The sequence below is a fragment of the Bradyrhizobium sp. AT1 genome (assembly GCF_001590795.1).
Lineage (GTDB): Bacteria > Pseudomonadota > Alphaproteobacteria > Rhizobiales > Xanthobacteraceae > Bradyrhizobium.
Map to the genome: position 1 here is coordinate 739808 of NZ_JXDL01000001.1, position 12792 is coordinate 752599.

Annotated in this window: 11 protein-coding genes; 9 read left to right on the top strand and 2 right to left on the bottom strand. The window is 63.0% G+C overall.

Features of this window, described 5'->3' with window-relative positions:
* The first annotated feature begins 14 nt into the window (after positions 1 to 14).
* The 3 genes from SE92_RS03490 to fsrB all read left to right on the top strand — a co-directional run bounded on the left by SE92_RS03490 (position 15) and on the right by fsrB (position 5904).
* A complete protein-coding gene (locus tag SE92_RS03490) occupies positions 15 to 2012 on the top strand; it encodes a primary-amine oxidase (protein ID WP_063194480.1) in 1998 nt (665 codons plus the stop codon).
* A 276-nt stretch (positions 2013 to 2288) separates the two neighbouring features.
* On the top strand, positions 2289 to 4601 hold the full coding sequence (locus tag SE92_RS03495) for a TonB-dependent siderophore receptor (RefSeq protein WP_063194481.1): 2313 nt from the start codon (positions 2289 to 2291) through the stop codon (positions 4599 to 4601).
* 10 nt (positions 4602 to 4611) lie between these two features.
* Positions 4612 to 5904, top strand: a complete 1293-nt coding sequence (gene fsrB, locus SE92_RS03500; protein WP_063194482.1) for a siderophore utilization protein FsrB — start codon at positions 4612 to 4614, stop codon at positions 5902 to 5904.
* A gap of 2 nt (positions 5905 to 5906) precedes the next feature.
* Here the strand turns inward: fsrB and SE92_RS03505 are convergent, their stop codons facing one another.
* Both SE92_RS03505 and SE92_RS03510 read right to left on the bottom strand, forming a co-directional pair.
* On the bottom strand, positions 5907 to 6797 hold the full coding sequence (locus tag SE92_RS03505) for an SMP-30/gluconolactonase/LRE family protein (RefSeq protein WP_063194483.1): 891 nt from the start codon (positions 6795 to 6797) through the stop codon (positions 5907 to 5909).
* 21 nt (positions 6798 to 6818) lie between these two features.
* The gene (locus SE92_RS03510) at positions 6819 to 7478 is read right to left on the bottom strand and encodes a GntR family transcriptional regulator (protein ID WP_063194484.1); all 660 of its coding nucleotides are present in this window, start codon (positions 7476 to 7478) and stop codon (positions 6819 to 6821) included.
* 229 nt (positions 7479 to 7707) lie between these two features.
* On the opposite strand from SE92_RS03510, the gene SE92_RS03515 reads away from it, so the two are divergent.
* The 6 genes from SE92_RS03515 (at position 7708) to SE92_RS03540 (ending at position 12785) form a co-directional block, all read left to right on the top strand.
* A complete protein-coding gene (locus tag SE92_RS03515) occupies positions 7708 to 8724 on the top strand; it encodes a TRAP transporter substrate-binding protein (RefSeq protein WP_063194485.1) in 1017 nt (338 codons plus the stop codon).
* A gap of 73 nt (positions 8725 to 8797) precedes the next feature.
* On the top strand, positions 8798 to 9307 hold the full coding sequence (locus tag SE92_RS03520; RefSeq protein WP_063194486.1) for a TRAP transporter small permease: 510 nt from the start codon (positions 8798 to 8800) through the stop codon (positions 9305 to 9307).
* Between the two features lie 61 nt (positions 9308 to 9368).
* Positions 9369 to 10649: a TRAP transporter large permease gene (locus SE92_RS03525; RefSeq protein WP_063194487.1), complete on the top strand. Its 1281-nt coding sequence runs from the start codon at positions 9369 to 9371 to the stop codon at positions 10647 to 10649.
* Positions 10650 to 10700: 51 nt separating this feature from the next.
* Entirely contained in the window at positions 10701 to 11195 is a 495-nt protein-coding gene (aroQ, locus tag SE92_RS03530; RefSeq protein ID WP_063203324.1) for a type II 3-dehydroquinate dehydratase, read from the top strand.
* A gap of 11 nt (positions 11196 to 11206) precedes the next feature.
* Positions 11207 to 11863 carry a hypothetical protein gene (locus SE92_RS03535; protein ID WP_063194488.1) on the top strand — a complete coding sequence of 219 codons (657 nt, stop codon included), beginning with the start codon at positions 11207 to 11209 and terminating at the stop codon, positions 11861 to 11863.
* 106 nt (positions 11864 to 11969) lie between these two features.
* A complete protein-coding gene (locus tag SE92_RS03540; RefSeq protein ID WP_063194489.1) occupies positions 11970 to 12785 on the top strand; it encodes a hypothetical protein in 816 nt (271 codons plus the stop codon).
* Positions 12786 to 12792 lie beyond the last annotated feature (7 nt).

Consider the following 12792-nt stretch of genomic DNA (forward strand, 5'->3'; position numbering starts at 1 on the left):
CCCGGGACATCGCCATGCTCGACGCCGTCAAAGCCCCATCGCCGACGCAGACCGCGACGCCGCATCCGCTCGACCCGTTGACGGCTGAGGAGATCACGGCCGCCTGCACCCTGGCGCGCGCCGCTGCGGCCGCGCCCGAGAACTGCCGCTTCCCGACGGTACGGCTGGAGGAGCCGACCAAGCAGGAACTGGCCGCCGGCGGAGCAGGACGCCGCGCCTTCGCCCTGACGCTGGACATTGTGACGGGCGAGGCGATCGAGCACATTGTCGATCTCGGCCGCAATGAGATCATTGCACGAAGAGTCATTCCGAACCGGGAGGCGCCCTATGGGCAGCCGCCGGTGATGCTGGAAGAGTTCTTCAAATGCGAGGCCGTGGTGAAGGCCGATCCCGGCTGGCGCGCGGCGATGATCCGGCGCGGGCTGACCGACAAGGAGATCCAGCTGGTCCAGGTCGATCCGTTCTCATCGGGGTTCTTCGACAAGGAATTCGAGCGCGGCGCGCGCATTGTCCGAGCGGTCAGTTATTTCCGTGAGCATCTTCAGGATAACGGCTACGCGCATCCGATCGAGGGGGTGGTAGCCGTCGTCGACCTCATTGGCGGCAAGGTCATCGACCTCACCGATGAAGATCCGATCGTGCCGATCCCGCGAAAGAAGCGGAACTACGGCGCGCATGACGTGACCAATCCGCGCACCGACATCAAGCCGCTGCATGTTGAGCAGCCCCAAGGGGCCAGCTTCAAGGTCGACGGCTGGAAGGTCGAGTGGCAGAAATGGAGCTTTCGCGTCGGCTTCACGCCGCGCGAGGGGCTCGTGCTGCATCAGCTTGCCTATCAGGACGGCGCGCGCAGGCGCGCGTTGATCCATCGCGCCAGCGTCACCGAGATGGTGGTGCCTTACGCCGATCCAACCGCCAATCATTTCTGGAAGTCGGCCTTCGATGCCGGCGAATACGGTCTCGGCATGCTCGCCAACGCGCTGGAGCTCGGTTGCGACTGCCTCGGCAACATTCACTACTTCGACGTGCCCGCCGCCGACAACAAGGGCGAGCCCTTCGTCATGCAGAACGCCATCTGCATGCATGAAGAAGACTACGGAATTGCCTGGAAGCACTACGAATTCCGCAACGGCCTGTTCGAGGTGCGCAGGTCCCGGCGACTCGTGATCTCGTTCTTCGCGACCGTCGGGAATTACGATTACGGCTTCTACTGGTATCTCTACCAGGACGGCACGATCCAGCTGGAAACAAAGCTCACCGGCATCATCCAGACCGCCGCCGTGCAGCCGGGCGAGACGTACAAATGGGGCGGCATGGTCGACGACAGTCTGGGCGGGCCGACGCATCAGCACTTCTTCAACGTCCGCCTGCACATGGACCTCGACGGCGGCGGCAACACGGTCACCGAGCACGACTTCGTGCCGCGGCCCTGGGGCGCGGACAATCCGCATGGCAACGTGTTCGACACCACCACGCGCGTGCTGTCGCGCGAGCGTGACGCGGCGGCGATCGCCAATGGCGAGACCGGGCGGTTCTGGAAGATCTGCAATCCCAACGAGACCAATTCCGTCGGCAATGCGCCTGCGTACAAGATTGTGGTCAATCCGAGCCCGCTGATGCTGGCGCAGGAGGGCAGCTTTGTACGCAAGCGCGGCGGCTTTGCCACCAAACACGTCTGGGTGACAGCGTTCGACAGGAACGAAAAATACGCGAGCGGTGACTATCCCAACGTCCATGCCGGCGGCGACGGCTTGCCTCGCTACGCCGCGCAGAACCGCAACATCGAAAATGCCGATATCGTGGTGTGGCACTCGTTCGGACATACCCATGTCTGCAAGCCCGAGGACTTTCCGATCATGCCGGTCGAATATGCCGGTTTCATGCTGAAGCCGACCGGCTTCTTTGCGGCCAATGCGGCCGGCGATATTCCGCCGGACCGCAACAGCCGCAGCGTGCTGGCGGGAGCAAGCAATGCTCCCAACGAACCATGCTGTCACGCCGGAAAGGCATAGACCCGCGCGGCAACAAGCCGATCGTGTGCGGCCATTGCATAAGAGTAAGGGAATGTTTCCATCTGGAATCATTCCAAATGCGGAAGCATCGAGCTGGCCGTGATCGGTGCCCTCGCATGCGACTGCTGCGCGGCGCTATAGCGGCTCGTTCGCCATGAGCGCATTGGTCGCACGTGCTGCGCACATGTCTGGAGAAATTCTAACGCTGTTCCTATCGCGCTCCAAAACCGCCTGAGTTAGGGCGAGGCATCAAAAACGATACCGGCAAAGCCGGCAGTGCGTGGGGCCTCGCAAGACGTGACCGACTTCCAATTTTCTTTGCGTGAGAACACGCGTCGTCGACAGATCCGGATTCTCTTCCTCGGCGCGGCCGGCACAATCTGTCTCGTCGTTCCCTTGGGTTCCGTGGAGGCCCAGACGCAGATTCCCACTGTCACCGTCGATGCGCCGGCCGAGCGCGCCCGTCCGGCGACGATCGCCTCAACGCGAAGGGCGACGACGCGCGCCCCCCGCGCCAATCGCCGTTCACCCGCACAGCAGGTCGCGCCAACCCGGTCGGCATCATCGAACGGCACGAGCGGCGAACGCGCCAATGGTCCGGTTCGCGGATTCGTTGCCACAAGGAGCGGCACGGCAACCAAGACGGATACGCCGCTGATCGAAACCCCGCAGTCGGTCTCGGTCGTCACCACCGATCAGGTCAGGAACCAGGGCGCAGTCTCGATCGGCGAGGCGCTGCGCTACACAGCCGGCGTCAGCGGCGACGTCAATGGCGGCTCCGACACCCGGTTCGGCGCCCTGCAGATCCGCGGCTTCGACACCACCATGTCGGGCCTTTACGTCGATGGGTTGCGGATTCCGTCGAGCAACTACGTGCACTTCAACGGCCTCGATCCCTACGGCGCGGAGCGGCTTGAGGTTCTCAAGGGCCCGTCATCGGCGATGTATGGCGGCAGCGGCACCGGCGGCATCCTCAACTATGTGACAAAGCTGCCGACCGCGCAGCAGTTCGGCGAGGTCTCGATCTCCGGCGGGAGCTTCAACCGGTATCAAGGCCAGTTCGACATGGGTGGCCCCGCCAACAAGGAAGGCACGGTCTTGTGGCGCCTCACCGGCGTCGTGCGCGACGGCCAAACCCAGGTCGACTTCACCAAGGACAACCGCGTCTTCATCGCGCCCGCCGTCACCTTCAAGCCGAACGAGGACACCACCATCACGCTGCTCGCCAACTACCAGCGCGACCGGGCAGGGTGGGGTCTGCAGTTCCTGCCGGCCTCGGGTACGGTGTGGCCGAATAACGGCCGCACCATCCCGGTCTCGTTCTTCGCGGGCGTGCCAAGCTTCAACGCGTTCAACACCGAGATCGCGACCGCCGGCTATCAGCTCTCGCACAATTTCACCGACAACATCACGTTCCGGCAGAACCTGCGCTACGCCTATCAGCACAACGAAGAGAAGGTGTTTTACGGGGGAGGCTATACCGACGAGGCGGCGGGGCAGCTCGCACGTTACGGCAGCTACAGCAATTCGTACATCAACTCCTTCGCGGTCGACAATCAGCTCCAGGGCAAGTTCACCACGGGCCTCCTCAGCCACACCACGCTCGTCGGCGTCGACTACCGCAACACTTCCTTCCGCGACACGGCCTTCGGCGTCACGACGTCGGCGCCCGAGATCAACGTGTTCAACCCGGTCTACAGCTACGACTGGACCCTGGGCGGGATGAGCGACAACACCGGCGTCAAGCAGTCCCAGGTCGGGCTCTACGCGCAGGACCAGATCAAGCTCGGCCGGCTGTCGTTCCAGCTCGGCGGCCGCCAGGATTTCGTGACGACGCAGGTCGACAGCGGCATCGCCAACACCACGGTCGCGAAGGACGCTTCGGCCTTCACCGGCCGTGCCGCCGTGATGTACAATTTCGACAACGGCATCGCGCCTTATTTCAGCTACTCGGAATCGTTCCTGCCGGTGCTCGCGACCGGTCCGTCCGGACAGATGCTCAATCCCGAGACCGGCGTGCAGTACGAAGTGGGCGTCAAATACCAGCCCATCGGTTGGAATGCGCTGTTCACCTTCGCGGCCTTCGACCTGACGCGCGATAACGTCGTCACCTACGCGCCGCCGCTCAACATCGCCGAGCAGACCGGTCAGGTGAAATCGCGGGGTATCGAGCTCGAGGGCTCGATGTCGCTCGCCGACGGCTGGAACCTGCGTGCGGCCTATGCCTATGTCGATGCCATGGTCACGCAGGATCCGGTGAATGTCGGCAAGGCGCCTGCGACCGTGCCGCTCAACCGCGCCTCGCTGTGGAACGACTACACGCTCCAGAACGGACCGCTGGCCGGCTTGCAGTTCGGCGGCGGCATCCGTTACGTCGGCGCGACCTGGGGCGATGACTCCAATACGTTCAAGGTGGGATCGGCGACCGTGCTGGACGCGCTGCTGGCCTACAGCAGGGACAATTGGCGCCTGTCGCTGAACGTCACCAATCTCGCCGACACCCGCTATGTCGCCGCCTGTTACACCCTGTCGGGCTGTTTCTACGCGGAGGGACGCAAGGCGATCGGCAAGCTGACTTACCGCTGGTGAGTGCAAGACCATGAGAGCGATATTCGGCAAGCTGCATCGCTGGGCGGGACTGCTCACGGCCGGATTCCTGTTTTTCTCCGGCATCACGGGGGCGATCATCTCCTGGGATCACGAGATCGATGACATCCTGAACAGCCATCTGTTCGACGTCACCAGCAAAGGCCCGGCTATCCCCTCGATCGAGCTCGCCAAAATGATCGAGCAGCGCGATCCCCGTGCGCGCGTGGTCTACCTCTTCATGACGCCGGAGCAGGGCCACTCGCTGTGGTTCTTCGTGATGCCGCGGATCGATCCTTCGACCGGCAAGCGATACGCGCTCGACTACAATCAGGTCTTCCTCGATCCCAACACCGGCGCGGAGCTCGGCCGGCGCTATTGGGGCGCGGTGTGGCCGGTGACGCGGGAGAACTTCGTCTCGTTTCTCTACAAGCTGCATTACACGATGCACATCCCGGAGTTCTGGGGCAGCGACCGCTGGGGCATGCGCGTGCTCGGCGTGATCGCCATCATCTGGACCATCGATTGCTTCGTCGGCTTCTATCTGACGCTGCCATCGCGCCGGCGCGCCAAGGCGGCGCGGGCGCCTGCCGTGACGCGCCAGCTCGAGCGCGGCTTCTGGGCGCGCTGGGCGCCGGCCTGGACCATCAAGACCTCCGGCAGCGCCTACCGGATCAACTTCGACATCCATCGCGCCTTCAGCCTGTGGACCTGGGGTGTCCTGTTCATCATCGCCTTCACTGCGTTCTCGCTGAACCTCTATTTCGAGGTGTTCTCGCCGCTGATGAAGATGGTGTCGAACTATACGCCCACGCCCTATGAGCAGCGGCCTTATCGCGGTCTCGACGATCCCATCGAGCCGAAGGTCACCTTCGCCGAGATCGCGGCGCGCGCGGCAGCCGACGGCAAGGCGCGCGGCTGGACCATTCCGGTCGGCTCGATCAATTACGGCCCCGCCCATGGCGTCTATGCCGCCGCCTTCTTCCACCCCGGTGACGATCACGGCGCCGGCGGCGTTGGCCCGGCGCAGCTCTATTACGACAGCGAGGACGGCCGCCCGATCGGCGAGCGGCTGCCTTGGGTCGGCACCGCCGCCGATATCTTCGTGCAGGCGCAGTTTCCGCTGCATTCGGGCCGTATCGTCGGACTGTTCGGCCGTATCCTGATCTCGATCATGGGGCTGGTGGTCGCCGCGCTCTCGGTCACCGGTGTCGTGATCTGGTGGCGCAAGCGCCGCGCCCGGGTCCGGGTTCGCGAGACCGCGGCGATGCGCCTGAATGCCCGGCAACTGACGCCGGCGGAGTAGGGTTAGCCGAAGCGATGTTCTGGAAGGCCCTGCGCGACGCCGTGAATGGCGAGAACATGACCGGCCTGCGGCTCGATGCTCAGCTGGCGCTGATCCAGGAACTTTCTCGCCGTCGTGACATACAGCGTTTTGAGATCGCTGCCTCCGAAGCACAGGCAGGTCGGATTGGTCACGGGCATCGGGATGATGGTATCGATCTGCCCGTCCGGCCGGTATCGCACGACCCGGCCGCCGGAAAAGAAAGCCGTCCATAGCCCGCCGGCAGCATCGACGCACGCGCCGTCGGGTCTTTCTTTGGAATCGCTATAGTCTGCAAACAAGCGCCTGTTTCGGATCACGCCGTCATCGACATCAAAGTCGAACATCCAGGTGCAGTATCGCCGCGTGTCCGTGAAATAGAACGTGCGATTGTCGGGTGAGAACGCAATTCCGTTCGTGACGATGACGTCGCCGAAAATGCGGGCCACCTGACCGTCGCCGGTCACGCGATACAACGAGCCGTTCGGACGATGCAGCTGATTGTCCATGGTGCCGATCCACAGGCGGCCGCGGGCATCCACGCGGCCGTCGTTGAGGCGGTTGTCCAGGCCGTGCTCGACCTCGCAGAGTTGACCGGGGGAGACATCTTCGCAAGAACCACGAGTGAGACGCAGATCGCGCGCCAGCAGATGCGAGCCGTCCGCCGTCAAGGCCTGGCTGCCCAGGAATTGGCAGTCGCGGGAGGCAACGTGATGGGCGCCCGTCGCCGGATCGAAGGATTGATGAAGCCTGCCGTCGACGTCGATCCACCACAGCTTGCGGGACCGATCGCACCACAATGGCGTCTCGCCGAGAATATCCGCGCTCGCGACCGCGATCTCAACCCGATGCGCGGGGATCGTAGCCGGGCTCATCCGGGATTCCCGCTCCAGCCGTCAGTTGCTCTTCCAGGAGGACAGCGCATGCGCGACGCAGCCATTGATATGGTCGGCGAGGACCGCCCTGGCCGTCTTGATGTCCCGTTTCAGGGCGCATTCCAGCAAGGCCTTGTGCTGGTTGATCGTCTCGGCGCCGCGATAGCGCAGCGCGTAGCGGAAGTATTTGTCGAACACGACCGAGTGGGTCTGCATCAACTCGCGCGAGCCGCAAGCAGAGATCAGCGCCTGGTGAAATTCGCCGTCATAACGCTTGCGCAACTCGGGATCATCGCCCTCCGCGAGGACGGTGCGTTCGGTGGCCGCCAGCTTGTGGTGCGCTGAAACCACGCGGCCCTCCCACTCGACGTCGCCGGCGCGGAACGATTCAGCCATCGCGTGATGCTCCAGGAGGATGCGCAGATCGGCGAGCTCCCGCAAATTCTGGATTGATACAGGCGCCACCTCGAATCCGCGTTGGCCTTCGGCAACGACGAAGCCCTCGGAGGTCAGGCGATTGAGGATCTCGCGCAATGTGCTGATGCTGACGCCGTAATCTTCCTTCATGGCGTCGAGCCTGAGACGCCCGGATGGCGTCAGCACCCCGAAAATGATGTCGGAGCGAATGCGCTGGTAGCCGCTGTCGCCCGCCGAGAGGGGCCGTTCATCAACTGCCGTCATGCTTTCCAGACCCCGTTTGTCCCGATCGCGCCGCTCCGTCCGGACGGACGAACATCAATGCTGACAGCAATATAACAGAGTCCGGACGCCTGACGTCTAGAAGAATATCATATGAAACTATGATCCTCATTTGACATGTCGATTCATGTATGTTCTCTAAATAAACGGAGGGCACGAAAGATAATGGCTTAAGCCGCAGTTCGTGCTCGCTCGCATAGGGGAGGAAGCGATGAGCTTGTTGGTACGGGCGCTGTCTGCGACGGCGATCTGCGTGGCGCTGACGGTCGGCGCATCTGCCGAAGATATTCAGGAGCGCACAATCAGGTGGGGCCACCTGAACAATACCGATCACCCCGTGAGCATGGGCGTGCAGAAGTTTGCCGAGATCCTGCTCGCCAAGAGCGGAGGCAAGATGAAGGTCCGGGAATTCGCGGCCTCACAGCTCGGCAACGAATTGCAGCAGCAATCCGCGCTGCGCGGCGGCACCCAGGAGATGCTGTCGGCCTCCACGACCTCACTCGCGACCGTCATTCCCGAGTTCGGCCTCATCGATTTCCCGTTCCTGTTCAACTCGACGGAGCAGGCCGATGCTCTCGGCAGCGGCAAGTTCGGCAAGGCGATGCTCGACACGCTGCCGGCGAAGGGGCTGACCGGCCTGGGTTATTGGGGCCTCGGCTTCCGCAACGTCACCAACAGCACCCGCCCGATTACCAAGCTCGAAGACTTCAGCGGGCTCAAGCTTCGCGTCATTCCGAACCCGGTCTATCTGGAAAGCTTCAGCGCCTTTAAGGCCAACCCGGTCCCGATGGCCTTCGGCGAGCTGTATTCGGCGCTGGAGACCCGCACTGTCGACGGCCAGGAGAATCCGTACACGGTCATCCTCTCGAACAAATTCTACGAAGTGCAGAAATACGTCTCTGCCACAAATCACACCTTCACCCTGAACATCATCCTGGTGAGCAAGGCATTCTGGGACAAGCTGTCGCCGACCGAGCAGCGCCTGATGCGCGAAGCTTACGAGGAAAGCCGTGGCTATCAGAAGGAGCAGACCCGCCTTCAGACCGAAAAGGCTCTGGCGGAGCTGCAGGCCAAGGGCATGCAGTACAATGCGATCGCTCCCGAAGAGACCGAGCGCATGCGGAAGGCGGTTCAACCCGTCGTCGAAAAGATCTCGGCCAATTTGCGTGCCGAGACGGTGAAGCTGTTCAACGAAGAGGTCGAGCGCATCCGCAAGGACGTGAAGTAGCCGCTTCTTCGCCACGCAGGTGCCGAGCCGGCACTTTGCCGGCTCGAGCCCTCGATTTGCCCGGACGTCACGCATGGCGCGAGCTCTCGACCTCTATTGCACGTTCCTGAAGGCCGTCATTGCCGCGTGTCTCGCCGTCATGGTGGTGCTGGTGTTCGGCAACGTCGTGCTGCGCTACGGCTTCAACTCCGGCATTGCCATTTCCGAGGAACTGTCGCGGTGGCTGCTGGTCTGGTTGACCTTCCTCGGCGCCATCGTCGCGATGCGCGAACACGCGCATCTCGGCGTCGATAGTCTGATCCGGATGCTGCCGGCTTACGGCAAGCGCATCTGCTTCGTCATCAATTATTGCCTGATGCTGTTTGCCGACTGGCTTTTGCTCTCGGGCAGCTGGCGCCAGACCATCATCAACATCGACGATCGGGCGCCGGCCACCGGCCTGTCGCTCGGGATCTTCTACGGCGTCGGTGTGGTCTTCGGCGTGTCCGCCGGCGTGATCCTGCTCTACGACCTCTTTCGTGTGCTCAGCGGTCAGGCCAGCGAATCCGACATGGTGGCCGTCAAGGAATCGGAAGAGCACTGATGTTGTCGCATGGAGCCTTGCCGGCCGACGCTCACATCCTGCAAACCGGCAGGACCCTGCCATGACGATCGCTGTTTTCACCCTTTCGCTGCTCGGGGCCATGGCGCTCGGCATGCCGATCGCCTTTGCGCTGATCGTCTGCGGCGTTGCGCTGATGAGCACGATCGACATGTTCGACGCCCAGATCGTGGCGCAGAATGTCATCAATGGCGCCGACAGTTTTCCCCTGATGGCGATTCCGTTCTTCATGCTCGCCGGCGAGATCATGAACAAGGGGGGGCTGGCCAAGCGCATCGTCAACGTCGCGCTGATCGCGGTCGGGCATTTTCGCGGCGGCCTTGGTTACGTCACCATCCTGGCCTCGTGCATTCTTGCTTCGCTGTCGGGCTCGGCGGCGGCCGACGCCGCGGCGCTGGCGGCGTTGCTGGTACCGATGATGGTGGCGGCGGGGCACAACAAATCCCATGCAGCGGGTCTGGTGGCGGCCGGCGGCATCATCGCCCCCGTGATTCCGCCCAGCATCGGCTTCGTCATCTTCGGCGTCGCCGCCGGGGTCTCGATTTCCAAGCTGTTTCTGGCCGGCATCGTGCCCGGGCTGCTGCTCGGAGCCGGGCTGTGCCTCGCCTGGGCGTGGGTGGTGCGGCAGGAGAACCTGACGCCGCCGCCACGGGCCTCGTTGTCCGAGATCGTGAAGGCCGTCGTCGACGGCTTCTGGGCGCTGATGCTGCCCGTCATCATCGTCGTCGGCCTGCGTTTCGGCATCTTCACGCCGACGGAAGCTGCGGTGGTGGTCGCCGTCTATTCGCTCTTCGTGGCAACCTGCATCTATCGCGAGCTGAAGCTGACCCAGCTCTACGACGTGTTCGTCTCCTCCGCGGTGACGACGAGCATCGTGATGTTTCTGATCGCCGCAGCTCTCGTGTCGTCCTGGCTCATCACGGTATCGGAGATCTCGACCCAGATCGTCCATCTCCTGAAGCCGTTCATGGGCAACAACACGCTTCTGATGCTGGCGATCATGGTCGTAGTGGTGATCGTGGGAACGGCCCTCGATATGACGCCTACGATCCTCATCCTCACGCCAATATTGATGCCGATCGTCAAGGCGGCCGGCATCGACCCCGTCTATTTCGGCGTCCTCTTCATCATCAACAACGCCATTGGCCTCATCACCCCGCCGGTCGGAGTGGTGCTGAACGTCGTCTGCGGCGTCTCAAGGATCAGCATGGAGGAGATCGTCAAGGGCGTATGGCCCTTCATGATCGCTCAGCTGGTCGTGCTGTTCGCGATGGTGCTATTCCCGGGGCTGGTGACGATCCCGGCCAAGTGGTTTGGCGGCTAGAGATTTCATCGCGCTTTGGTTGCGCAGATTTGGCAAGAGAAGAGGGACAAAATGACCGCACGGATCATAATCCTCAACGGACCCAATCTCAACTTCCTCGGCATCCGGGAGCCCCACATCTACGGCTCGACGACGCTGAAGGAAATCGAAGCCAGCTGCCGGGCCTTGGCCGATCAGCTCGAGGTCTCGATCTCGTTCCACCAGTCCAACATGGAGGGCGAGCTCGTCGAGCTCATCCAATCCGCCCATGGGAAAGCGGATGCGATCATCATGAACCCAGCGGCCTATTCCTTCACCTCGATCGCGCTGATCGATGCGCTGAAGATCTTCGAGGGACCGAAGATCGAGGTGCATATCTCGAACATCCATATGCGCGACGAGCTTCACCGCCACTCGGTCACCTCGAGCGCCTGCACGGCGGTCATTTGCGGTCTGGGCCCCTACGGCTATCTCGCCGCGATGCTGGCGGTTGTCCAGCGCATCGGACGATTGCCTGGGACGATCCCGGCCGCTCTTCACGGGCTCGCTGCTGCCGGCAAAGCTTAGGGGAGGGCGGAATGCGCGGAGCGGGATTTCTCGCCATCTGGAGCGACGTTGAGGCGTACGATCTGACGGATTACCGGCACTGGTTGACGCGTGAGCACACCACCGAGCGCGTGACGACCAAGGGATTCCTGGCTGCGCGTGTGTTTCGCGCTGCAAGAGCCGACATCAACCGCTTCTTCATCCTGTATGAGCTGGAAGCGCCCGAGGTTCTCGATGGCGAAGCCTATCTGGCGCGCCTCAACGCGCCGACGCCGTGGTCGCAGCGCATCATGCCGAAACTCGGCAATTTCATGCGGGGCGGGGGCGTCATGCTCACGCGGGCGGGGAGGGGCGAGGGGGCAACGATCATGGCGCTGCGGATCGAGAAGCTGCCTGAAGATCCGCAAGGAATGGCCCAGGCACTCGTCGCCTGCGACGGAGTTGCCGCCGTGCAGATCGGCGCGACCGATCAGGCCCGGACCTCGGTGCCGACGACGGAGAAGGGCATGCGAAAGGCAGAAGGCTTTTTCGCGGGCCTCTTGTTGATCGAGGCGCTGGACGTGACGGCTTTGCAGGCCGCCCTTCACAAGGCCCGTGAGATTGCACCTGACGTCATGGACCGCGCGAGCGAGCCGGAGATTTATCAGAACATGTTTGCACTCGACGCTCGCATCGCGTATTTCGGCTGATCAGCACCGGAAGCCGTGCTACCGCCTGGCACGGCCCTCGCGGATGAACCTTGCCGCAAGGTGAGGGCACAAAGAGAGAGATCACTCCCAAGTCCGCGGACGTTGAATGAAATCGCTTGTCCTGCTCAGCCTGCTCGTCCTGGCGACGCCCGTCCATGCCGCCACGACCGAGCAGCACTACCTTGATCTGCGCGATCGCTACATCGCAAAATTCTCGAAGGCCAAGGAGAGCGACGAGACCTCCAGGCAGCATGATGCCGCTCTGAAGGAGCTGACAGGAGTACTGCGCGGCCTGGTCGGACCGGTCGCGATCAGGGGGCTGCCCGCAGAGGGCAAGTCGAACGTCGACACGCTGTTCAGCGGTGACTCCGGCTTCGGTCATCTCGACGGTCTCGGCTTCGCTTCCGAAGGCGACAAGATGCAGGCCGTGGTGACCACCTCCGGGCTGCTCAAGCACTGGCTGCGCGAACGCCGCGGGGACGGCATGCCGCAGGAGATCGGAAGCGCGCTGACGTCAGACCGCTTCTACTATTACGCGATCCAGGACGCCGCTTTCGCCAAATATGCGGAATTGCCGGTCACCAAGCCAGCATCGGCGAGCGCCGCGGTCGCCGTGCTGGGCGTGCGCGGCAATGGCGACCTGAAGGGACCGCCGAGCGAGATTGGCGTCGTCGCGATCCAGGGCGACAAGGTCTTCTTCCTTGCCGTCAGCGGTGCCGTGAAGACGGCCGAGATCCCCGCCTGCGAGAAAGTCTGGAAGCAGATGATGGCCCGGAAGACGCCGCAGGACACCATGGCCAAAGAAGACCAGGCGATGGACGCCTACACCAAATGCTTCGCCAAGGAAGCACCAAGCCAGAGCTGGTTCGCGGCGGCCGTCAAGAAGGCGCAGAGCCAGCTGGATCTGCTGCCGCTGCGCTAACTTGCGA